Genomic DNA, 23,069 nt, shown 5'->3' on the forward strand with positions numbered 1-23,069 from the left:
GATTTCGGTTTCGGGTTCTTCCTCGCGGCAACGCGCCAGAAATGCAGACAATCGCGGGTCAATCACGCCATCGGATACGGCAATCTGCAAACTGCCGCGCAGGCCGGATGCCACTGCCTTGACGTTTTCGCGTACCTGCTCCATCACGGTCAGCAACCTGCGGGCTTCTTTCAAAAAGGTGCGTCCCGCCGAGGTCAAGCGGGTGCCGCGCCGGTCCCGGTGAAAGAGCGTTACGCCCAAATCATCCTCAAGCTCCTTGATGTTGCGCGATAGCGGCGATTGCTCGATATGCAGTCGCTCTGCCGCGCGAGTGAAGTGCAGCTCTTCGGCAAGAATGACAAAGCGGCGAAGGTGGTGCAGTTCCATAAATGCTCTCTGAATATCAGACGGGTGGCCTGTACCGCCAAGGTCATAACGGTATTGGCATGCACATGGCCGTTATGCTGACCGCCACGGCATCTGCATCGAACCGCAGTCCGCGCGGTGCGTACACGCGCTCACGCAGCCAGTCCAATGCAGCAGGCAGTTCGTTGAATACCGCAGCAGGAACACCGAACAGTTTTTCGACATTCCTCTTGGAAAAACGCGGGTATTCGCTGGCGCATACCAGCATCGCCATCCCCATGACATTTGCGCGAACCGCTTCACTGTGAGTTTGCAGCCACTGTTTGACAAACACCGGTGCGCCGGGTGGTTGCACCGTAGAATCCGTATCCACAAACAGACGCAGCGTAGCAAACGGCTCGCCACGCGCCAGCCAGCGGTTCCATTCTTGATGGAATGCTTCAACCTCCGCCAAGGAGCAAGCGCCTTGCCCCATACTGATGACCAGCGGCCAATGAGATAAATCATGACGAATCATGGGCAAGCTCCTCGCAGGTTGATGTGGTGGGTGGGCTGCCAGATGGCGGCATCTCGATGGGTCACGACGATGACAGTGGCAGACAGTGTGCGGATATACCCGGCAACTTCGCGCTCGGTCGTCTCGTCCAGTGCGCAGGTGGCTTCGTCCAGCAGCAGAATGGGTGCATTTTTGAGCAGGGCGCGGGCCAAGGCCACACGCTGGCGCTCGCCACCGGACAGGGCGGCACCTTGGTGGCCGACGCTTTGGTGTAACCCTTGGGGCGAGCGGTCGATGACCTGACCCAGCGCTGCGTGCCGCGCAGCGACTTCGGCTTGCACTTTCGTGGCCTGCGGGCAACCCAGGCGGATGTTGTCCAGCAATGTGCCGGTAAAGACGACGGGTTGTTGGGGGACGTAAGCGAGGTGTTCGATCAAGTCGCTGTAACGCATTTGGTGCAGTGCTACGCCGCCCAGGGTAATGCGGCCTTGCTGCGGGTCGTCAAAGCGCATCATGAGTTCCAGCAATGTGCTTTTGCCGCTGCCGCTGGGGCCGGAAATCAGGACCCTGCTTCCGGGGGAAATATCGGCATTGACGTTGTGCAGTACCGGGGCGTGGCTGAGTTGCTGTACGGTGATATGGTGATTTGCCGGTTGTTCGGCAGTGTGTGGCGCGGGTTCAAGCAAAGCGGGGGCGCTGATGGTCTGGCGGTAATTGCGCAGGCTGGCCAGCACATCGTTGACGCGCAACCCTGCTTGCGCCAATTCGTCCAAAGGCGCGGCGGCGCGGGCGGTGAGCAACAACAATGCCAACAGGTGTGAGGGGCTGTCCACCCCCAGAAGCGTTGCGCCTGCGGCCATGCCCGCCAGTGGCAGCACACTGGCCAGAGATGAGATGAGCGTTGCCAGCGCGGCGGCGCGATTGGTCGCGGCCAGCGTATGTTCCTGTTCGTACCAGCGTTGTTCGATGCGCCCTGTCGCACGCTGCGGCCCGGCTGCCGTGCGCAGCAGTTCCAGATGGTTGACCAGTTCCAGCGTGGCCTGTGCGCTCGCCTGCGCGGTCGCGTGCCGTCGGGCATCGGCGCGACTGAGTGCATGTTGCGCCAGAAACTGTATCCCCAAAGACAACGCCAGCAATGCGATGGCAAGTACAGCCATACTCGTGCCTGCCAGTAGTGCCACGCCGGGCAGCAACAACAACGGCAGCAACGGGGTGTGCAAAAAGGCTTGCAACTGGTGCGCGGGAACGCTCATAAAGCCGGGGATACCTTGCCCCGCCAGCAACGTTATCCGGGTGCGCTGCGCGTCGGTAAACCACGACAGCTTGGCGCGTGCCAGGGCTGCACCCAATGCGGCGTAAAGGTCTCCTGCCAGCCGCGCACCCGAAAAGAACCCCGCACGCTGCACCAGCACCGTTGTCGCAATGGCGGTCGCGGCGCAGGCCAGTACCCAGATGGGTCCATCGTGATGAACGAACGCCCGCGCCAGCACGGTATAGGCAGTCGCTTCCAGCACGGCAACGACCACCCATCCCAACGCAATCCATAGCAGACGGCGGCGAGCAATGACAGGCAATGCGCAAACGGGGTGACGTTGCGCGGCCAATGATGGTGCATTCATTCCGATACCTCACGCACCCATTCAAGCCGCGCATCGGCACGCGCCGCCAGCGCTGGATCGTGGGTGACGAGGACGACGGTTTTACCCTGGGTGTGCGCCAGTGTGTGCAAGCCATCCATCAGCCGTGCGGCGTTGGCGTTGTCCAGTGCGCTGGTCGGCTCATCCAGCAACACCACCGGCGCGGTGGTCAAAAACGCACGCGCCAGCCCGATACGCTGCTTCTCACCACCGGAAAGCCGGGCAGCATCCGCGTCAAGGTCTATGCGCAGTTGCGCCTGTTGCAAGGCGGTGACGAGTTGTGCGTCGGTGGCATCGGGGGCGGACAAGGCCAAGTTTTCCCGCACCGTCGCCTGCAACACATCACCGCCTTGCGGCACCAGTAAAACAGTTTGATGGCGCGCTTGTTCATGCAGTTGCGCCATCTCCACCCCTGCCAGATACACCGCGCCGCCGGACAGCGACTCCAAACCGGCCAAGACCCGCAACAAACTGGTCTTGCCCGTGCCGCTCGCACCAGTGATGGCGGTCAGTCTGCCTGATGCAAAACGATGGGACAGGCCATCCAGCACACGGTTGCCATCCAGACTCAACTGCGCGTCCCGAATTTCAAGGACGGGCGATCCGTTTGATGCCATATCCCGCAACGACGATACATCGCCGCAAGGCAAGGTCGGCTCGCACAGTAATGCAGCCAAACGCGCCGCTGCTGCCCGTCCCGTTGCCACATAATCCAGCCCATGTCCCAGCCGCAATGCGGGCGTGACAATCGCCAGGCTGAAAAACAGCACTGCCGCCAACGTGGTTGTGTCGTGCTGATGCGCCACCGTGTAGGCAATGGCAAAGGTGGCGACTGCCTGCAATAGGGCGATGGCAACCGCCGCCGCAGTGGCGACCCTGCCAACCCACGCGGCCATATTGCGTGTGAATGCTTCGGCAGCGTTGTGATACGCCGCCAGCGCACCCGTCTGTGAACCGTAAAGCCGGTGGACGCGAATGCCACGCGCGTAGTCATCCACGGCAGACACCATCTCGCCCATGATCTGCATGCGCTGCGCTCCATAGCGTTTGCCCATGTGCGGTGCCAACGCCAGGTAGTACAGTGCGGCCAGCACGCCGGGCAGCAGCGTCCATAGCGCAGCAGGCCCGGCCAGAACGACCAACAAGGCAATGGATGCCAATGGCACGACGATGAAAGTGGCGACTTCTGCGGGCAGGTGCGCAACCATATGGTGCAATGCGGAAATGTCGTCGGCGACCAGGCGGCGCAACGTCATATCGCCCTGTCGCGCCAGCGTGCTGACGGGCAGGCGCAGCAGATGTCCCGCCACCTGCCGTCGCAACCGCGCGGAAAATTGCCCTTCCGCCGCATGTGCCAGCCACGATGCGCAGGCGGCAAGCAAAGCACCTGAAAGCCACAAGGCGACCGCCGCCAGCGCCCAATCCAGTGAAACCTCACCGACCAAACGGACCATGCACCACAGTGCCGCCAGCATGCAAAGAGCGGACAGTGTTGCACAGACGGCACCTGCCAACAGACCGGCCAAGGCGGAACGCAGGGCGGGTATCAGGGGCGAATACAGGTGTGGCGTTCCGGTGTTCATGTATCGCTACCTTGACGAACTACTGCGCGATCTTCACCCAGCCGCCTTGCCGCCCCTGCTGGCAGTGCCACAATCAACTCCAATACCGTGATGGCACATATCAGCCCGATGGGAATTTGCCAGTCTGCGTAAACATCATGCAATATCCCCATCAACAGCGGCCCGGTGGCTGCGATCAAAAAGCCTACGGTTTGCGCCATCGCCGACAGTTCGGTCGCAATGTTCCGGTTCGCACTGCGGGCGACGAACAGGAACGCGCCCAGCGACGGGCCTGCCCCTTGACCGAACCCCAACAGCAATACCCATATCAGGGCGGAACTGACCGGTGCCCACATGACACCAATGGAACCGACCAGACACAGCAGTACCGTCGCGGCGATATGCAGATACTGCCGGGTGGCCTTGGCGGCCAGCAAAGGGGCAATAAAACCGCCAACCGTCAAGCTCAATTGAGAGGCTGCCAGCAGAAAGGATGCCTGTTCGGCGGACGTGCCGCGATCAATATAGATCGTTGGCAGCCACGCCAGAAAGGCGTACAGATTCAGTGCCTGCAAGCCGAAAAACAATGTGACCGACCACGCCAGAGGGGAGCGGTAGACATTGACACGGTTTCCAACCTGCGACCCGCCAGACTGTTGATGGGAATCATGCCCGAATCTCGCTTGAGGCAGCCAAAAGACCAACGCCAGCAACGCGGGAATCGACCACCATCCCAACGTGCGAAATGCGGCTGTCGTATCAGCGCCTTGTAGCGTATAAAGCGGGAAGGATGCCCCTGCGGCAAGCACGGCCCCCAAGCCCAGCATCAGGGCGTACAAGCCCATGACCAGCCCCATTTTTTCCGGTGCAAAACGCTTTCTGACCAGCACCGGCATGATGACGCTCATGGTGGCGACACCCATGCTGCCAATCACGGTGCCTGCCAGTAATGCGATTGACCCCAGCCCGCGCAATGCGCACCCCAGCGTCAGGCAGACAAGGGCGACCAACATGGCGCGTTCTTCACCCAGATAATGACGCAACTTGAGGCCAACGACAGAGAACATGCCGAGCAGCAACGGTGGCAGTGTCGTCACCAGCAGCGTTGATGAAAGGTCAAGATTCAGTTGTTGCAGAAGCGGGCCGACGCTGGCAAAGATAATGCGCAGGTTGAGCGCAACCAGAATGAAACCGACCCAAAGCAGCAGTGGCTCCTTGCCGGTTGGATTGCGGGGGATGGAATCGTTGAGAGTTTTATTCTGTTCCATAAATAATCCTGCTTCGGGTGCTGTACAAGATGGATGCGTGTTATCCGATGGGTCTTGCTGCGGGGCTGATGAGTGGCGATACCCGCAGATAGCGCATGACAAACAGCAGCACGAGGGCCAGAGCAATGACAATGCTGGTCAACATGCCGACATAACCCAAGTGATCCAGGATGATTCCCATCCCGATGGGAATCAGCGCCCGCATCAGGGCAAACAGGCTGGACTGGATGCCGTAGTCAAGGGCATTCATGTCGGCACGGGTGTGATACATCATCAAACCGAACACCAGACTGGCATTGGCTCCCATTGCGATGGCAATCAGCACGACGAGGGCAATCAATACGGACGGTGGTGCGTTGTTGGCAATCGCCAGCGCCAGCGCGGATACGGCCACCAAACCCAGTACCGCGCAGATGGGCAGCGCCCGGCGCAATCCTCCGTGTTTGGCCAGAGCGCCTCCCGCCATGCTGCCGCCCGCTGCAACCAACCCGCCGAGCACGCCTGCCAGCCAGGCCACGTTTTCAGGCTGGAATCCGTGGTCGAGCAGTAAGGGTTTGATATAGAGCCAGGTTGCACCAAGAAATGGGAAGTACAGCAGCAATAGCGGCAACCACGCGCAATGTTTGGGGATGGTGAAATAGTTGACCCAATGCTTGATGCCGACGCGCGGCGCAAGCGAAGTTGCAGGCTGCGCCGGGTTTGCGGCGATACGTACAAACAGCAGCATGGATAGCACGCCCGACAACATGCAGCCAGAAAGAATCCAGAACGGCCACGCCCATCCCATGCGCGTTTGCACAACCAGCATCAACCCGCCACCGATAATGGCGGAAAGCCCGGTGACGGCAGAACGCAAGGCACCGGCACGCATGCGCTCAGACTCCGGCAGATACTGGATGGCCAGCGCATTGACTGGCACGTCCGCCCACGTCCCAAACAGACTTGCCAGCATCGCCAACGTAAACAAACTCCAATAATTGGCCGATTGGATGTCCTGTGTCGCCACCGCCAGCAACGCCGCGATATGGCCGAAGAACAACAAGATGCCCCAATTGCGGTAATTTGTATGGCCGATTTTCCATCGGTCGATGGGTGTGGCCAACACAAACTTGAGCATGACCGGCACACCGGCAAGCTGGAATAATCCAATCTCCGTGCCAGACCAGCCATGCTGGCGCATGACCAGCGGCAAGCCCATATAGAGATAAATCGTCGGTGCGGCCAAGACCAGATTCAGCCATCCCAGCAGAAGCTGAATCGGCCAGTAGTTGCGTGGTGTCGCAGTCATCTCGTTGCGCTCCCCGCTTACATCCGCCACGTCACGCGCAGCCCCACTTCACGCGGCGGACTGTAGACGGTGACAAAGCCATTCTGGTAGCCCACGGCATCGTAGGTGCGCTCGGCGATATTGTTGGCGTAGAGCGAGACATCCCAGTCACCATGCCGATAACCGGCCAGCAGGTTGACCAGTCCATAGCCGTTGCGCGAATAACGGTTGGCGGCATCCAGATAGACTTTGCCGCTACCGACAAGCTGGGTTTGCACATACCAGCCCGTCGGATCGTCATACCGCAGCCCTACGTAGCCGTTGAGGTTTGGTGCAAAAGGATTGCGGTTGCCGTCATAGTTGGCCGGGCCGTCCTGAAAGCGTCCAAACCGGGTGCGATTCCACGACACGCCCGCTTGCAGCAGCCAGTTCCTGCCCAGCAGGTAATCCACATCCAGTTCCACGCCTTTGGAGGAGGCCGTGGCAGCGCTGGTGATGTAGGCGATGGTGGGCGCAGGCATTTGCAGCACCTGCATATTGTCCACATCCATGTAATACGCCGCCACGCCGTAACGCAGGCGCTGGTTCAACAACCGGCCTTTGGCACCCAATTCATAAGACCAGACTTTTTCGGGCGCGAAAGCAGCAAAGTTGGTGATGGGCGACAAGGGGTTGAACCCGCCGTTGCGCACGCCTTGGCTAACACTGGCATAGATTTGGTTGTTGTCCGTGAATTGATATTGCAGCGCAATCTTGGGCGAGAAGTGCGTCCATTTCCTGCTCTGACGGGTGAAACCGCTGGGTTCAATCTGCGCTTTGAAGTGCTCGATACGCGAACCCAATGACAGCGTGAAATCCGATGCCAAAGGGATATTCCAGTGCGTAAACAGTGCCAGCGTGTTGCTTGTTTGGTCGGCGTACTGATGAAACGTGGGAAACATCGGACGCTTGCCGACATTGTGCAGGTCGTTATGACTGCGGTCGCCGTATAAACCTACCAGCCAGTCCGATTCACCCAATATGCCTTCCAATCGAAACTCCTGTGACAAGGTACGCAAGCGGTGGTCGCGCTGCACCCAGGAAATTTCCATTGGCGTGAAGTCGGTATCCTGCGGCACCCGGTCTTTGAAGTCGTTATATGCGGTGATGAAACGCATGCGCAGGTTTGGCGAAATTTCATGCGCGGCGTTCAGTGAAAAGCTCTGGCCGATGGAGCGGTTGTGGCTTGGCGTATCCGATGCCACGGTTTTTCTCGGCGCAGCGGGTGAGGCCCACCACGCCGCCCCATCATGATATTGCTGGCGCGAATAACGCAGCACCACATCGGTTTGCGCCTGCGGCGTCCAGCGCAATCCAAGATTGATATTGTTGCGCTCACGGTCATCGGCCTTGCCGCCGGTATAGGTATTGCGGATGAAACCATCCTGGCTCATCCATTCGCCCGAAAGACTGGCGTAGAGTTTGTCTTCAACCAAGGCGCGGCTGAGCGCAAAGCGCGTTGCCCGCTTGTCGCGGCTGCCGACTTCGGCAGACAGCATGGTGCGCGGCTCGTTATCCATCGGCCTGTTATAGAGCGCAATCACGCCCGCTTCGGCATTGCGCCCGTACAGGGTGGATTGCGGCCCGCGCAAGACTTCAATGCGGTCGATGTCGATAAATTGATTCTCGAAGCCTTGTGCCGTCAGCGTCGGTACTCCGTCTACCAAGAGTAATGTGGACGTGGACAAGGCATTGAAGTTGGCGGTCAAGCCGCGCATGACCGGGCTGTTGATGCCCGATTGGCCGAACGGTTGAAATGACAGACTCGGGATGCGTCCCTCCAATTGTTCAAAGCGGGTAATACCGGCGTCTTCCAGTTCATCGCCACTGATGACCAGCACGCTGGCGGAGACTTCATCCAGAAATTTTTCGGTTTTGTCTGCCGTGACCGTAATGGCGGGCAAGGTGGCAGATTCCTGCCCTGCTTGCATATTCCCGTCGGGGACTTCGGCGCTGGTTTGTGCATGGACATGCGGCAACGCCATCGCGGCTGCCAATACGGTAGTGGGCAAGATAGGGCGGGAGAATTTGGGCTTATTGGACATGATGGTGTCATCCTTCAAGGGGTATTCAACGTGGGAGAATAGAAACGACTCAAGGTTTATCCGCAGTGATGCAATGCACAGGCAAGCCCTTGAGGCGGTGAACTTCGATTTCCTCGAACTCCTGTTCAGCGAGTAATTGCCGGTTGAAATCCACCGAATAACAATCACCGCCTTCGGTGAGGCCGAGCATCTGCGCGGCGAACAGGCGCGGGATTGCTTCAGTGGTGAGCGCGGACGAACAAAAAATGACACCGCTGGTTGAAGACGGCTGGGGGACATGATACAGTCGTTAATAATGAGACGCATTGTTATTTAGTATGCGATCTGGCGATTTTCATATGCGATTGGGCGAAATGTGCGCTGTCCCTCCAAACCTGATGCAAAAATGTCGGCCGTGATGTCATCCGGTTGTGTCAACGTGCGGGGTTTTGGACAAGGGGGTAGACGCTAAAAACGAGTGCAGGGGCGATGAACATGAACGAACTGGCGGCACCAGATTTCCCTATCGAAAGTCAAAGCTTGGCAAGCTCACACTGGCTTAGCCACGAGCTGACCGAAGCGGGCGGAACGCACCGGGCAGACCGTCTGGACTGCGAACCTGGGTTTTCTCTGGTGCGTTCGCGCATATCGACCGATGGTGCCTATTCCGAGGCTTGTCAACATGAGGGTAAGGAACGGGTGCTGGTGATTGCCTTTGGCCTGAACGGCCAGTCCGAATTTCGAGACCGCAAAGGAGAACAGCTTCCCTTCGCCGCCAACCGGACCACCATCTCCATCTTCCGTGAAGGTGAGGGGACGCGCAGCTATGCTGCGAACCATCTCGTCCACCAACTCCGGTTGGTGGTATCCGAATCTGCGCTTGTGCGCTACATCGGCGAGGAGCGCACTCAGCGACTATTGGGAACCCCCTTGCGCATGCGCGAGAGCTTCCGTCTGCTTGCTTTCGACCAGACCCATGCCAGCCAGCATTTGTGTTGGCTGAAGAAACCGGATGCAGCCGGGCAGGAGCGTCTTGGCCTGCACATTCATGCCCTCAGCCTGTTATCCGAGCAATTGCAGATATTGACTCCGCCCATGCTGACGCATGAACGGATGAGCAGTAAAGACATGGACAAGCTGGAACAGATTGAAGCCTATATGCGGGCCAATCTGGACAAACCGCTCAGCAATACCTTGCTGTGCGCCTTGTTTTGTGTCAGCGAATATCGCCTCAAGGAATGTTTCCGGCAAGCCTATGGCACCAGCCCAAACCAGCATTTACAGGAAATGCGGATGCACCGTGCGCGTGAAATGCTCGCATCAGGATGTCAGGTGGCAGAAACAGCCTACCGGCTTGGATACCAGCACCCGAACAATTTAAGCGCTGCTTTCATTCGTTTCTTTGGCTGCACACCGAAATCAGTGCAAGGCAAGCGACGATAAATCATTCCAACACCATTACAGCGATAGATTGCCATGAAACTACCACCACTGGTCAGCGCGGATGCTGCGCTTTGCGTGCAAGAATTGTCACGTGATAGGTTTGAACACACGCGGCTGGGTGATGTGAAGCTACCCTGCATTTCGCTCATTGCCGTCAGGCTTGGGTCGGTTTCAACCTCTTCCACAATCTCGTTATAGCGCGTGACCACATCGCCCACCGCTACGCGCCGACCAATGGCCTCGAATTTGCCCAGTTCGTAAAGGTTCAAGGCAATGAACTGTTCCGCCTCGAACATGTCAATGCGGTCGCCCAAGTCCGCGTTTTCGGCCAGCACTTCGGCGGCGGCCAGTCCGCGTGATGTCGTGATGATGATGGGGCGATAGCCATCGTTGATGTTCTCGCGGCAACGGCCAATCACCGCCTCGCCGGGTGCGGTGGTGACGTGGATGGCGACATCACCAATGGCAAAGTCACCCACGCGGCCAGATTGCGCGTCGGACGTGGAAAAGCTGTTGTGCTCGACAGGCCCCGCGCCAAGGGCGCAATCGAGTTTGGCACCGACCAGATGCTGCAACACCGCGCCCGCATATCGCATGCTCGGCGTGTTGCGCTGCCGCTCTTCGGCCTGTGCGAGCACGTCGCGTACCAGGGTTCGCAGGCTGCGCGATGCATCCAGCCGGAGTTTGAATGGCTTGGCCGAAAAGAAATCATGCACGCGCGCCACCCAGAATGCTTCTATGGCGTCCAGGTCAACCGTGCCTTTGGTGGCCAGTCCGTTGAGAAAGGCCACATATTCGCGCATGTTGCCAATGCTGCCGCGACTGGTGCGTCCGCCTTCAGCCGCCAAGACGCGGGTGATGCCGTGGCGGTTCAAGACCGACTGCACCGCGCCGCGCCCCAAGCTCAGCACCTGTCCGCCACCTTCGGTCAGTAGCGCATCTGCGTCCAGCGGCAAGCCTTTGCGGGCGTGTTGCGTGACGACCAGTGCAACGCACAGCGAGCCTTTGCGGCTGAATTTGCGGTCTTGGTTGAATGCTTGCAGCGCCGCCATCCAATCCATCGTTACGCTGCCTTTTTCAGGGTGGCTTGTGCTGCCGCCAGCAGAGGTTCCAACAGGTGTTCGGCCAGAAAACGCACTACCGGCACGGCCAGACCGTCGCCCGCCAGATGGTAGGCATCGTTGTAATTGTTGGGTAGTGCGTAGGTATCGGGCAGCCCCATCAGCCGCGCTGCTTCACGCGGCGAGAGCAGGCGCGAACGAATTCGTAAGTCGTCAATCACCATGATGATTTGTCGGCTGGAACCGCCGACCGGTGTGCGCAAACAACCGGCCACGTCATCAAAACGGATTTCAGCGCGTTGCGTGCGTTTGCCGTTCGGGCCATCGGCACGGGTGCGCTTGTAAATCGTGCCGACCTGACGGCCCCCCATCTTTTGAGCCGCTTCAACCTTTGCCCGATTGAGCGGATTCATCATGTCAAGCAGCTTTTGGGTTTCGGCGGACGTATGCCAAGCCACGCCCTGCGGAGCGTCTTCCACCACATCGGCAAGAATCGACGTGCGCACAGGCGGCGAGGGCAAGCGCCACCATTGCCAAGCGTTTTGCGCACAAGCCGGGAGCTTGCTGTGCGCCTCGACCAGCGCGGGCGGGTGCCACACCGGGTCAGGGCTGCGGGCAACAAGCGCGTGCGGAATCGGTGAGGAGTTGAGTACGCCAATGATGAACAGACGCGGGCGCGACTGCGGCAGGAAATGGATGGCATTCATGACCACCGCGCCAAACCGATAGCCGCTGCCTGAGAGCGCTGAACCAATCGCGGCAAAATCCTTGCCATCGTGTGCGGAAAGTGCCCCGCATACGTTTTCCAGCACCACCAGACGCGGTGCGCGGCCTTCCATGCCCAAGGTGTCGATGAGCCTCCAGAACGGCCAGAACGCACCGGAGCGCTCGCCCTTTAACCCAATGCCGATACCGGCCAGTGACAGGTCTTGACAAGGAAACGAGGCCCAAGCCAAGTCCGCCTCGTCCGGCAAGTCCGCCGTGGTCAGCGCGGCCACATCCCCCACACGCAGACGGTCAGCGCCCCAATTGGCAGCGTAGCTGGCGGCTTTTTTCGGATCAAAGTCATTGGCGAACAGGCACTGCCAGTCCGCGCCAAGCCCTGCCCGCGCCATCCCGCCGCCTGCGAAAAATTCATAGAAGCTGGACATGGGGTTCCCTGCGCTTTGTGGGCAAGCACATGGTCTGCACTCCGGTAAAACAAGCGTTTTTAGGATTGTCGGTCATAAACATCATTATCGCACTGTCTCAGCGCAGGTGCGGTGCAAGTATCCACGACGGGCAGAACAAGCGGGCGAAGCCCCCATCTGCCCCAAAAGCAGGAAATTTTCGTCTCGCATACGTTTTCCTCCGTCTCGCATACGAATTGATGGCGATAGCGCATTGCTACGCCCCATATTTCAAATGATAATAAGTTTAGTTCTCAATATTTATCATAGATTTGCAAATGGAGTTTGCCATGCAGATACCTGCTTTGGTTGAACCGGCTGAAGACCTTAGCCGCGAGGAAATCAACCGCTACAGCCGCCACCTACTGATTCCAAACGTCGGTTTAATGGGCCAAAAGCGGCTCAAAAATGCCAAGGTGCTGGTGATTGGCGCGGGTGGCTTGGGTGCGCCGACCTTGCTGTATCTGGCGGCGGCGGGCGTTGGCACCTTGGCCGTGATTGATTTTGACCGCGTGGACGAATCGAACCTGCAACGCCAAATCATCCACAGCATCCATACCGTGGGCGAGCTGAAAGTGGACAGCGCACGGCAGGCCGTCGCCCGTTTGAACCCGTATGTGACATTCGAGACCTACAGCGACCGGCTGGAACCGAACATGGCGGTCGAACTGTTCTCAGGCTACGACCTGATACTGGACGGCACGGACAATTTCGCTACCCGTTATCTGGTCAACGATGCGTGCATGTTGGCCGACAAGCCCTATGTCTGGGGTTCCATCTTTCGCTTTGAAGGCCAGGCTTCGGTGTTCTGGGAGAACGCACCGAACGGCGCGGGGTTGAACTATCGGGATTTGTACCCCGAACCGCCGCCGCCCGAGATGGCTCCCTCCTGCGCCGAAGGCGGTGTACTCGGGGTGTTGTGCGCCTCGGTTGCCTCCATCATGTCTACCGAGGCCATCAAGCTGATAACCGGCATTGGCGATACGCTGTTGGGGCGCTTGATAGTCTTTGACGCGTTGGACATGCGCTATCGCGAATTACCCATCCGGCGCTTGCCCAATCGGCAGCCAGTCACAGCGCTATCCGACTATCAGGCGTTTTGCGGCTTGAACCTGCCCGCCGATGCGCAAGCCGCCACGGTTCCTGCCATCAACGTCGGGCAACTCAAAGCGCTGTTTGACCAGAACGCGCCACCGCTGCTGGTCGATGTACGCGAACAGGGCGAGTGGGACATCGTGCATATTCCGGGTGCCATCCTGATGCCCAAGTCGCCCACTATTGCCAGCGAAATCATCGACCGTTTTGGCAGCGATGCGGATTTGGTGATTGCCTGCCGCTCCGGCGCTCGCTCCAAAGTCGTCACCGAAGACCTGCTCAAACGCGGCGCTGCCCGCGTGCGCAATCTTGAAGGCGGCGTATTGGCGTGGGCCAAACAGATTGACCCGTCGTTGCCGTCGTACTGAAGCCAGAGAGCGCAGATGACCTTGCACATCACGTGCGCGGCGCTGGATGCAATCGTCCGGCGGGCGCATGCCGAACATCCGATAGAAAGCTGCGGCATGGTGACTGCAAACATCGGGTTGGCGCTCGCCCAGCGCGTCATTCCGATGACCAACCAAGCGGCGAGCGAAACGTTTTTTCGCTTCGATTCGCGCGACCAGTTGCGCGTGTATCGGGATTTGAATGCGCGTGATGAGGAATGCCGCGCCGTCTACCACTCGCATACCGCAAGCGAGGCGTATCCCAGCAAAGACGATGTGGATTATGCCGGTCAGCCCGAGGTGCATTACCTGATTGTCTCGACCTGGGCGCAGACAAAAGTGCCGGTACGCAGTTTTCGCATTATCGATGGGCATGTCACCGAAGAAAGCATCGTCGTTGTGGATGCCGCTTGATAACAGCATCCCCTATTCATTACCCATCCCGACAAGGAGTTCCCCCATGTCCATTTCCGTCCTGATTCCCACCCTGCTGCGCCCCTTGACCAAGGGCGAGAAAACCGTTCAAGCGCAAGGCAACTGCGTAGGCGAGGTCATCGACCATCTCGACGAGCAGTTTCCCGGCATCAAGGAAAAGCTGGTCAGCGGCGATGCGCTGCACCGCTTTGTCAATGTCTATGTCAACGACAACGACGTGCGTTTTGCCGAAGGGCTGAAAACGCCGATTCAATCGGGCGACAGCCTGACCGTACTGCCTGCTGTGGCGGGCGGTTGATTGCGATTTGAAGAGTAAACCATGACCACAAAATTACTGCACGGCTGCGCATTGGCATGGCACGCCGGACAGCGCCTGCCCCACTGGCATGGACTGTCTGCGGCGCTGGCTTTGCAGACGGATTTGCTCGGTTTGCCGTCCGGCAATGTGACCGCTGACGTGGATGCCATGTTCACGCTGGCCGCGCCGAACCTGCATCCCATCAATGTTTACGTCAATTCAGACGCCGCGCGATTACCGACAACCGCTTTAAGCGAACTGACCTTGCAAGCCGCCAGCGGCATTATGTCGGTACATGGCAGAAGCAGCGGCAAGGCCAATCCGCTGGGCGTGGAGTATCTGACCGTGTTGACCGCCGTCATGGCCTTACAAGCGACACTGGCGGCGGCCGTCGGGCAATTGCGCAGCGGCGTATTTCATGAAGTCTACGTATCGCCGCTGGCGTGCGGACTGCTCAGTATCGGCCAGTATCTGGCAGGTGCGACCGCGCCGGAAGACCCCGAGCGATTTTTGCCGGGGCAGTATTCGCCCACATTGCGACCGCCCTTCGTCTCATCAGACAGCGTAGTCTTTGAACTGGAAACGCTGGACAGCAACCCGTGGCGGCTGTTTTGGCAAGCGGCGGGCATGCCTGCGGAATTGGCCGGTCAAGCGTGGAAAGCCTTTTTGTTGCGCTACGCCAAAGCGGTCAGCCCCATGCCAGACGAGTGCATGGCGTGCCTGTCGCGTCTGCCGTTTGCGCAGATACAGGCGCTAGCGCGGCAGGTGGGTATTGCGGTTGTACCCGTGCGCACCTTGGCCGAACGTCAGCGCGACGCGGACTATCAATCATCCACCGGGCCGTGGGCGTTTGCCGCGCATACAGCATCACATCTGGCAGCCGCCAATTCAGCGCCTAATGAATTACCGCTACGTGGCCTGCGCGTTATCGAATCCTGCCGCCGCATTCAAGGCCCGCTTGCGGGTCATTTGCTGGCGATGCTGGGAGCCGAAGTCATCCGGCTGGAACCACCCGGCGGCGACCCGTTACGCGCCATGCCGCCTTGCGCCGACGGTGTGTCGGTACGGTTCGATGCACTCAATCATCTGAAAACCGTGCAGGAAGTAGACATCAAGTCTGACGCGGGCAAGCAGACCATTTATGCACTCGCCCGTGATGCCGATGTGTTTTTTGCATAACTGGGCACCAGGCAAGGCGGCAGATATGGCACTGGATGCCAAGCACCTGCACGCTGTACGGCCTGACTTGATATACGCCTACGCGGGCGGTTGGGGCAATGCACGGGTGGATGCGCCGGGGACGGATTTTACGGTGCAGGCGTACTCCGGTGTGGCCGATGCGATTGCGCAAGTTTCCGGCGCACGCGGCGGTTCCCTGTTTACCGTGCTGGATGTGCTGGGCGGCGTGATGGCCACGCTGGGCGTTACCGCCGCCTTGCTGCATCGCCATCTGCGTGGAGCAGGTGTTGCCGTGGAAAGCTCACTGCTGGGCGCGGCAGACCACCTGATGCAGGTCACGCAATCGACTGCACGCGCGGCTGTGTTGAGCGGTTTATATCCCACCAGCCAAGGCGTGATTGCCATCGACTGCCAGACCCATGCGCAGCTTGCCGCCTTGGCACAGTGGCTGGGCGTGCAAAACGACCTCCAAACGTGCGAAGCCGCACTGCAACACCAACTTCGTGACCGCACCGCCGCCGAATGCGAAGCCGAACTCAACGCCCGCGACATTCCGGCCAGCGTGGTGATCGAAGACCTTGCAGCACTTCAACGCGATACCCGCTTGACAGCTTATCTCGGACACAACGCCTATTCATCCGTCAATTCCCCGTGGAGGTTTGCATGAACACCGCAGGCATTATCGATTTGGTTCCCGCCGCGCTGCGCCGCCGTTGGGCGCAAGATGGCACCTATCCCAACAAGCCGGTCTTTACGCTGTTTGCCGAGAAGGCCAGCGCCTTCCCGGACAAACCGGCAGTGCTCTCGTCTGATGGCATTGTGACCTACGGCGACTTGCTCAATGCCGCACTGCGACTGGCAAACAGCCTTGGCCGCGCAGGCATTGTGCCGGGCGATGTGGTGGCCTACCAATTGAGTAACCACTGGATTTGCTGCGCGATTGACTTGGCGGTTGCCGCGTTGGGTGCGATTGTCGCTCCATTCCCGCCGGGGCGCGGCAAGCTCGACATTCAGTTGCTGGTGCGTCGCTGCGATGCCCGCGCCGTCATCGTGCCGGACGAATATGCGGGCATCGATTTGTGCGAAGTCATTGAATCACTGCGCCCGACGCTGTTATCCATGCGCTTGTTGATTGTGCAAGGCATATCACGCGAAGGCTGGATTACGCTGGATTCTTTGTTGGATGCCGAACCAATGGACGCGACCAGCTTGCCGGAGGTTTGCCCGGATTCCCCCGTCCGCCTGCTGGTGTCGTCGGGAACGGAATCCGAACCCAAGCTGGTTGCCTATTCGCACAATGCGCTGGTCGGCGGGCGCGGGCGTTTTCTGCAACGCATCTCGCCCGCGAATACCGAGTTTCGCGGCCTGTATTTGGTGCCGCTGGGTTCGTCCTTTGGTTCGACCGCGACCTTTGGCGTGCTGTGCTGGCTGGGCGGCTCGCTGGTGGTATTGCCGAAGTTTGACGTACCCGCCGCGATTGAAGCCATCGCCGAGTTCAAGCCGACGTTCATCTTGGGCGTGCCAACGATGCTGCAACGCATTGCCGCAGCCCCCGCGTTGGAGCGCATCGATAAATCCAGCCTACTTGGCTTGATTGTCGGCGGTTCGGTCATCGATGAGGCGACCGTGCGCCGCTGCACCGAAGCCTTCCAGTGCGGTTTTATCAACCTGTACGGCTCGGCGGATGGCGTCAATTGCCACAATACTTTGGACGATTCATTGGATCAGGTGCTGACCAGCGTAGGTAAACCCAATCCTTCGGTCTGCGACATTCGTCTGATTGACAGTGCCGGGCGCGAAGTCGCACAAGGCGACATTGGCGAGATTACCGCGCGCGGGCCGGTCAGCCCCATGCAGTATGTGAATGCGCCGGAGTTGGATGCCTCGTACCGCGATGCCGAAGGCTGGGTAAAGACCGGCGATTTGGGCTATATCGATGCGAACGGCTATCTGGTTCTGGCCGGTCGCAAAAAGGACGTCATCATCCGGGGCGGTGCCAATATCAGCCCGGTACAGATTGAAGGGCTGCTGATGGCGCATCCCGATGTGGTCACAGCCGCGTGCGTGCCGGTGCCGGATGCGGATTTGGGGCAGAAGATATGCGCGTGCATTACCTTGCGAGAAGGCGCACGGAAGTTCTCGCTGGTCGAACTGACGGATTTCTTGCGCGACAAAGGTTTGGAGGTCAACAAGCTGCCCGAATACCTGCGCTTTTATCGCAGTCTGCCGCTGACACCGGCGGGCAAAATCGATAAACGTGCGCTGGCCGATGAGGCTGCCAAGGTGGGCGATGTTGAACGGAAAGCGGCATAGGGGATGACCATGCCATCCGATTTGGCAAAACAGGTCAGGCAGTTTGTCGAGACTGAAATCGTGCCGCATGAAACGGCGTTGGCAGCGGGCGACGAAGCAGCGCGTGAATTGAGTACCGACTTGGCCAAGCGTGCGCAGCAGACAGGCATCTTCGGCGCGTTTTATCCGCTGGAATACGGCGGGCGGATTGCACGGTTGACGGATTATCTGCACGTCGCCGAACAGGAAGGCCGCTCGGAGTACGCACCGGGGATTTTGGGCGCGGATGCCACGCTGGATGCGCATATGCTGGTGCGGCACGGCAGCTCCGCTGTCAAACAGCGCTTTCTTGCGCCGCTGGTGCAAGGCGCGGCGGTTTCCAGCTACGCCATGTCTGAACCGGACAGTATCGGCTCCATTCCGGCCACCATGACCTGCCGTGCCGTCTTGCAAAACAACAAGTGGTATATCAACGGCAGAAAGTGGTTTATCTGCCGCTCGCAGAGCGCCCATTTTGCAACCGTCGTTGCCAAAACGGCAGATGCGCTCACCGCGCAGGCGCTGTCGATGATCGTCGTGCCAACGGATGCCCCCGGCTTTGAAATCGTGCGGCCATTGGCAGTATTGGGACGGTTTCAGGGACAAAGCGAACTGGCTTTCACCAACGTCAGCGTTCCACAAGATTATCTGCTGGGCGAGCAAGGCCAGGGTATTGCGCTGATGCAGCAGCGGCTGGCGTTAGGGCGCTTGCTGCGCTCAGTCCACTGGCTGGGGCTGGCGCAGCGCTGCTTTGACCTGCTGTGTGAACGGGTGCATTCGCCGCGCGGCAAACTGGCGCGGCTTGCCGACAAGCAACTGGTGCGGGCACGGGTGGTCAAGGTCTATCAAGGTATCGCCGCCGCGCGAGGCCTGCTGTTTGATGCCGCACGCAAATTCGACGACGGCATTGCCAACAGCATTGAAGTGAACCTGACCAAGCTCGTGGCCTCGCAGGCATTGAGCGATGCCGCCGATTGCGCCATTCAAATCATGGGCGCGGAAGGTCTGGCGGACTGGACGCCGCTCTCCGGCATCTATCGCGCGGCCAGGACTACTCATATTCTTGACGGCGCGGACGATGCCTTAATCAGCACGGTCGGGCGGCAGTTATTGTCCGCGACCGCGCCAGATCGGGCATTCGACCCCTTGCAGCCGTCCCTGTCGATTGGCCGAGATACCGAATGAACAAATCACCCGCCACGCTGACCAGCTTGCTGACCTTGGCAATGGGCATGCCGATGATAGTGTTTTACGCCATCGGTGTGCTGGGGCCGCAGATGGTGGCGGATTTGGGGATCCCACAGGAATATCTGGGTTGGTTGACCGCCAGCACCTTCGGCTTGGCGGCACTGCTGTCGCCTTGGGCGGGCGCGTGGGTTCAGCGCATCGGCAGCCGCAGCGGACTGGCGACATTATTTGTGCTGGTCGGCCTGTCCTTTGCGTTGATAAAGCTGCTGCCGGGCTTTGGCGGCGTCGTGGTTGCGCTGCTGTTTTGCGGCGCTGCGCAAGCGCTTGCCAATCCGGCGACCAATCAGGCCATCGCGCAAACCGTTCCCCCTGCACGCAAAGCGGCCGTGGTGGGATTCAAGCAATCCGGCGTGCAAGCATCAGCGCTGATTGCGGGACTGGTATTGCCGGGGTTGGCAACGTGGCTGGATTGGCGCGGCGCATTCGCGGTCTGGGTACCGTTGGCCGCACTGTTGGCCTGGGCTGCAACCCGATTGATTCCTGCGAGCGCGTCAAGCAATGCCGCATTCAAACTGGCATGTCCCGGCGCTTGGTTATGGATGCTGATGGCAATCCAGTTATTCGCCGGTTTGGCGCTGTCTTCGTTCATCACCTTCTTCGGCGTGCATGCGCAGCAACTGGGCGTCTCCACGGCGCTGGTCGGCATGATGGTCAGCGGCTTTGGCGTGATGGGAATAGCCTCTCGCGTGGTACTTACGCCTGTCAGTTCGCACATGCGCGATGAAACGCTGCTGCTGTTGACCCTGTTTTTGTGCGCCATCGTGGCGCTGCTGGTCATGCAACTGGCCACACCCGACAGCCATTGGCCATTATGGATGACGGCGCTGGGGATGGGTGCAAGCGCCGTCGCCACCAACGCCATTGCCATGAGCCTGCTGCTGCGCGATGCCCGCTTTGGCACGCCCGCCCGCACCGCTGGTATGTTGTCCGCCGGATTTTTCGGTGGTTTTGCCATCGGCCCGCCGGTGTTTGGCGCACTGCTGGCGTTACCAGACGGGTTTGCCGGCGCGTGGTTGTTTTTGATTGCTGCTCTGGCGGCTGGAAGCTTGTGCAGCGTTATCCTCTACTGGCTGCGCATCCACGACAAGGCGTGAACGGATGGAACAGGACGCACGCAGACAACACGCCATTGCCGCCATTTTCCGGCGTATGGATGAGATGGCGGCGCAATGCGGCGAGAAATTTCCGTTATTTCGCGCCGCAGCGGATACGCAATGGACGCTTTCCAAACGAGGCTCGTGGATGGGCGGCTTCTGGGCGGGGTTGTGGTGGTTGAAAGCCAGCGTTACCGACAATGTCGCAGACCGTGCGCACGCCGTGCGGTGGTGTATGCGGCTGGAAGCCTCGCTGGACGAACCCAGCGTCAATCGCAGTTTTGTCTTCTGGTATGGCGCGGGGTTGGGCAATCAATTGCACACGGATGCAGCCGCAGGGCAACTCGCGCAACGTGCCACCCACACCCTGCTCAACCGTTTTGATGAAACGCTGGCGGTCTGGCCGCTGGACGAAGGCATGGGTGCAGGAGAACGCGGGCGCTGCATGCTCGACCTGGACTCATTGGCTCCGCTTCTCGCGTTGATGCACGCACATGGCGGATCGATTGGCCGCGACCTGGCACAACAGCATCTGGATAGCTGTCTGACACATCTGGCCGATGCAACCGGCGCTTGGCGTAGCCGCAAAGTGCTGGACGTGACACAAACCCAAGCTACCCCAATCTGGCCGCGCGGTCAGGCATGGGCGATGCTGGGACTTGCCGAAGCGGCGTGTCGATATGGCACGCAACGCTATGTCGATGCAGCGCTGCGGGCATGTGAATACTGGCATCGGCAATTGTGCGTCCCTGAAGCCGGGGTATGGGGAAAACCCGACCCAAGCGCCGTAGCCATTGCTTGCGTGGCAATGTTCCGCTTGTGGCAGCACATGCCCGAACAGCAATGGCTGCATCAGCAGTCTTGCCTGCATATCGATGTATTGTTGACAGCGGAGGTTGTACAGGCGGGCGTATTTGTTGGGCATCACTATCGAACCCGCCCCGAAACCTCCGAGTTGGTGGAATCCCCTTGCGCCCTGTTTTTCCTGCTGGAAGCGCTGTTGTGCATTTGCGCCACCCCTATTCTGAACACACCCCTGAACACACCCTCACGAGGAACCTTCGCATGAAACCTTTACGCCAATTGGGCTGTGTCACCAGCCTGCTGTTTGCCCTGACCCTTCCTGCGCTGGTGTTCGCCAACCCCAGCCAATCCACCGATGAAACCGGCATTCGCCAAATCATGATGTCCACCTGGGATACCCCGCAGACCCGGCTGGACATCGGCCCTGTCGTCATCAAGGACAAATGGGCCGTAGCCGGATGGACACAGGGCGGGCGCGGCGGGCGGGCATTCCTGACGCGCAACTCGCACGGTCAATGGCAAGTGTCGGTCTGCGGCGGCGACGGTCTGAAAGAGGCCAGTACACTGGCGCTGACCGGCATGCCCGTAGAAGCGGCACAAGACTTGGCGCAGCAGGTCGAAAAAGCCGAAACCGCCATCCCCGCCGAGCGCCGCGCCCTGTTCGCCACCTTTGAAGGCATGCTGCGCATGGACGGCGCGGGCAATCATCCGCCGCAAACACCACAAGATGGGCATGCGCATTAAAAATGCACCGAGCAGAATGACCACGAGCCAAAGCGCAAGCCTCGCCGCGCGCGGCGAGGTTAAGCGCGTTCTACCTACTTTGTGCTAATGTGGGAATGTAGGAAACAACGAGGCCATCCCATGAGCCGCTTGACCATCGACATGACCGCCCAGCAACATCAAAGCCTCAAGGCCTTTGCGGCGTTGCAGGGCAAGACCATCAAACAATATGCACTGGAACGATTGTTTCCCGGCGATACCGACGCTGACCAGGCGTGGCAAGCACTGAAAACCCTGCTCAATGAACGCATCAGCGCCGGATTGGCCGGGCAGGTATCAACCAAATCCATCGATGAGATTCTTGAGGAAGAGCTGGCGGCATCCAAAAGTAGCCGCGCTTGAGCTACGTTCTGACCGACTGGTGCGGATTGCCGACAGATTACGGTAAACATCCATCTACTTTTGCACAATCGCGCAGCCGAGTGACAAATCGGTCCAGCAGTGCTGACGGGCTTTCTTCATTCAGGCGCAGCAAATACGTGTTGATGACGACACACCTTAGATTCAACCTCCAAGTGCAACACCTACACTTCTTGTTTTTGGTGTTGCCATGTTGAACACTTACCATCACCTGAGTAGCGAAGAGCGTGCCGTGATTACGTTGAAACGTCGGGAGCATTGCAGTATGCGGGCAATTGCCCGCATATTGTGTCGTCCGATATCGAGGCTCACTGAATTTCCCAGACAACGGACGGCGTTAGATGGCTGGTTGCGAAATGGATACACATGTGTGTATCCATTATGGTATGGTTCTAGGATGGCACTCAAAGATTGCGGAATGCGGATTCGGGTGGAGAAAGAGTTGCGCGATGCATTCGTGCAGGCTTGCCGTGCCCAAGACCGCGTTGCTGCCGACGTGTTGCGGGATTTCATGCACTCTTTCACAGACAAGCAGCATAGAGATCAGGCTGATCTATTTGCTCGGACAGAAGGAAAGAAATGATCCCGCAAAACGCTCCTTGGTCGCAATTTCATCAAGCGGCGTGGCCGGTGGTAGCGCACCAGTCACGCCTAACCACAACCCACCTGGCACAGAGTGAATCATGGCTAATGGCTATTGGCATTGTCGCACGCATATGCAGGTCTACGGAACAACAGGAGGCCG

General features: G+C 59.2%; 23 protein-coding genes. 13 read left to right on the forward strand and 10 right to left on the reverse strand.

The window, feature by feature from the left end; all coding sequences use genetic code 11:
- From AXE65_RS05670 to AXE65_RS13840, 8 genes are all read right to left on the reverse strand, one after another.
- Nucleotides 1-366: LysR family transcriptional regulator (locus AXE65_RS05670; RefSeq protein ID WP_153015400.1), on the reverse strand; the 366-nt coding region annotated here is incomplete at its 3' end.
- A gap of 43 nt (nucleotides 367-409) precedes the next feature.
- Entirely contained in the window at nucleotides 410-862 is a 453-nt protein-coding gene (locus AXE65_RS05675) for a hypothetical protein (RefSeq protein ID WP_068389304.1), read from the reverse strand.
- Entirely contained in the window at nucleotides 859-2,460 is a 1,602-nt protein-coding gene (locus AXE65_RS05680; protein WP_068389307.1) for an ATP-binding cassette domain-containing protein, read from the reverse strand. The genes AXE65_RS05675 and AXE65_RS05680 overlap by 4 nt, the downstream gene beginning before the upstream one ends.
- Nucleotides 2,457-4,061 carry an ATP-binding cassette domain-containing protein gene (locus AXE65_RS05685; RefSeq protein ID WP_068389310.1) on the reverse strand — a complete coding sequence of 535 codons (1,605 nt, stop codon included), beginning with the start codon at nucleotides 4,059-4,061 and terminating at the stop codon, nucleotides 2,457-2,459. The genes AXE65_RS05680 and AXE65_RS05685 overlap by 4 nt, the downstream gene beginning before the upstream one ends.
- Nucleotides 4,058-5,308: an MFS transporter gene (locus AXE65_RS05690; RefSeq protein ID WP_068389313.1), complete on the reverse strand. Its 1,251-nt coding sequence runs from the start codon at nucleotides 5,306-5,308 to the stop codon at nucleotides 4,058-4,060. The genes AXE65_RS05685 and AXE65_RS05690 overlap by 4 nt, the downstream gene beginning before the upstream one ends.
- A gap of 40 nt (nucleotides 5,309-5,348) precedes the next feature.
- Complete coding sequence (locus AXE65_RS05695) at nucleotides 5,349-6,596, reverse strand: MFS transporter (protein WP_068389316.1); 1,248 nt, start codon at nucleotides 6,594-6,596, stop codon at nucleotides 5,349-5,351.
- 17 nt (nucleotides 6,597-6,613) lie between these two features.
- Nucleotides 6,614-8,659, reverse strand: a complete 2,046-nt coding sequence (locus tag AXE65_RS05700) for a TonB-dependent receptor (RefSeq protein ID WP_204376522.1) — start codon at nucleotides 8,657-8,659, stop codon at nucleotides 6,614-6,616.
- Nucleotides 8,660-8,708: 49 nt separating this feature from the next.
- The gene (locus tag AXE65_RS13840) at nucleotides 8,709-8,849 is read right to left on the reverse strand and encodes a hypothetical protein (protein WP_160330601.1); all 141 of its coding nucleotides are present in this window, start codon (nucleotides 8,847-8,849) and stop codon (nucleotides 8,709-8,711) included.
- Between the two features lie 284 nt (nucleotides 8,850-9,133).
- Between AXE65_RS13840 and AXE65_RS05705 the strand changes: the two genes are divergently transcribed.
- Nucleotides 9,134-10,081 (forward strand): AraC family transcriptional regulator, encoded by a 948-nt coding sequence (locus AXE65_RS05705; RefSeq protein WP_068389319.1) that lies wholly within the window; start codon nucleotides 9,134-9,136, stop codon nucleotides 10,079-10,081.
- On the opposite strand, the gene AXE65_RS05710 is transcribed toward AXE65_RS05705, so the two are convergent.
- Both AXE65_RS05710 and AXE65_RS05715 read right to left on the reverse strand, forming a co-directional pair.
- The gene (locus AXE65_RS05710; protein WP_239685037.1) at nucleotides 9,985-11,142 is read right to left on the reverse strand and encodes a DUF4928 family protein; all 1,158 of its coding nucleotides are present in this window, start codon (nucleotides 11,140-11,142) and stop codon (nucleotides 9,985-9,987) included. The two genes, AXE65_RS05705 and AXE65_RS05710, sit on opposite strands and share 97 nt — an antisense overlap.
- Nucleotides 11,143-11,144: 2 nt before the next feature.
- Nucleotides 11,145-12,293 (reverse strand): DNA cytosine methyltransferase, encoded by a 1,149-nt coding sequence (locus tag AXE65_RS05715; protein ID WP_068389322.1) that lies wholly within the window; start codon nucleotides 12,291-12,293, stop codon nucleotides 11,145-11,147.
- A gap of 308 nt (nucleotides 12,294-12,601) precedes the next feature.
- Between AXE65_RS05715 and moeB the strand changes: the two genes are divergently transcribed.
- The 12 genes from moeB (at nucleotide 12,602) to AXE65_RS14445 (ending at nucleotide 22,907) form a co-directional block, all read left to right on the forward strand.
- On the forward strand, nucleotides 12,602-13,774 hold the full coding sequence (gene moeB, locus AXE65_RS05720; protein ID WP_068389376.1) for a molybdopterin-synthase adenylyltransferase MoeB: 1,173 nt from the start codon (nucleotides 12,602-12,604) through the stop codon (nucleotides 13,772-13,774).
- A 15-nt stretch (nucleotides 13,775-13,789) separates the two neighbouring features.
- Entirely contained in the window at nucleotides 13,790-14,206 is a 417-nt protein-coding gene (locus AXE65_RS05725) for a M67 family metallopeptidase (RefSeq protein WP_068389325.1), read from the forward strand.
- Nucleotides 14,207-14,252: 46 nt separating this feature from the next.
- Nucleotides 14,253-14,525, forward strand: coding sequence for a MoaD/ThiS family protein (locus AXE65_RS05730; RefSeq protein WP_068389327.1), 273 nt, complete (start codon nucleotides 14,253-14,255; stop codon nucleotides 14,523-14,525).
- A 21-nt stretch (nucleotides 14,526-14,546) separates the two neighbouring features.
- Entirely contained in the window at nucleotides 14,547-15,704 is a 1,158-nt protein-coding gene (locus AXE65_RS14285; protein WP_275574860.1) for a CoA transferase, read from the forward strand.
- Nucleotides 15,667-16,371: a CoA transferase gene (locus AXE65_RS14290; RefSeq protein ID WP_275574861.1), complete on the forward strand. Its 705-nt coding sequence runs from the start codon at nucleotides 15,667-15,669 to the stop codon at nucleotides 16,369-16,371. The genes AXE65_RS14285 and AXE65_RS14290 overlap by 38 nt, the downstream gene beginning before the upstream one ends.
- Nucleotides 16,368-18,017: a class I adenylate-forming enzyme family protein gene (locus AXE65_RS05740; RefSeq protein WP_068389330.1), complete on the forward strand. Its 1,650-nt coding sequence runs from the start codon at nucleotides 16,368-16,370 to the stop codon at nucleotides 18,015-18,017. The genes AXE65_RS14290 and AXE65_RS05740 overlap by 4 nt, the downstream gene beginning before the upstream one ends.
- Before the next feature lie 3 nt (nucleotides 18,018-18,020).
- Nucleotides 18,021-19,220, forward strand: coding sequence for an acyl-CoA dehydrogenase family protein (locus AXE65_RS05745; RefSeq protein ID WP_068389333.1), 1,200 nt, complete (start codon nucleotides 18,021-18,023; stop codon nucleotides 19,218-19,220).
- Nucleotides 19,217-20,377 (forward strand): MFS transporter, encoded by a 1,161-nt coding sequence (locus AXE65_RS05750; RefSeq protein ID WP_068389336.1) that lies wholly within the window; start codon nucleotides 19,217-19,219, stop codon nucleotides 20,375-20,377. The genes AXE65_RS05745 and AXE65_RS05750 overlap by 4 nt, the downstream gene beginning before the upstream one ends.
- 4 nt (nucleotides 20,378-20,381) lie before the next feature.
- On the forward strand, nucleotides 20,382-21,446 hold the full coding sequence (locus AXE65_RS13845; RefSeq protein WP_068389338.1) for a hypothetical protein: 1,065 nt from the start codon (nucleotides 20,382-20,384) through the stop codon (nucleotides 21,444-21,446).
- Nucleotides 21,443-21,925 (forward strand): copper uptake system-associated protein, encoded by a 483-nt coding sequence (locus AXE65_RS13850; RefSeq protein ID WP_068389341.1) that lies wholly within the window; start codon nucleotides 21,443-21,445, stop codon nucleotides 21,923-21,925. Before AXE65_RS13845 ends, AXE65_RS13850 begins: the two co-directional genes overlap by 4 nt.
- Nucleotides 21,926-22,045: 120 nt before the next feature.
- A complete protein-coding gene (locus tag AXE65_RS05765) occupies nucleotides 22,046-22,306 on the forward strand; it encodes a type II TA system antitoxin, ParD family (protein WP_068389344.1) in 261 nt (86 codons plus the stop codon).
- A gap of 208 nt (nucleotides 22,307-22,514) precedes the next feature.
- Complete coding sequence (locus AXE65_RS14445) at nucleotides 22,515-22,907, forward strand: helix-turn-helix domain-containing protein (RefSeq protein ID WP_153015402.1); 393 nt, start codon at nucleotides 22,515-22,517, stop codon at nucleotides 22,905-22,907.
- Nucleotides 22,908-23,069: the final 162 nt, after the last annotated feature.

It is taken from the genome of Ventosimonas gracilis (assembly GCF_001580025.1).
Taxonomy (GTDB): Bacteria; Pseudomonadota; Gammaproteobacteria; order Pseudomonadales; family Pseudomonadaceae; genus Ventosimonas; species Ventosimonas gracilis.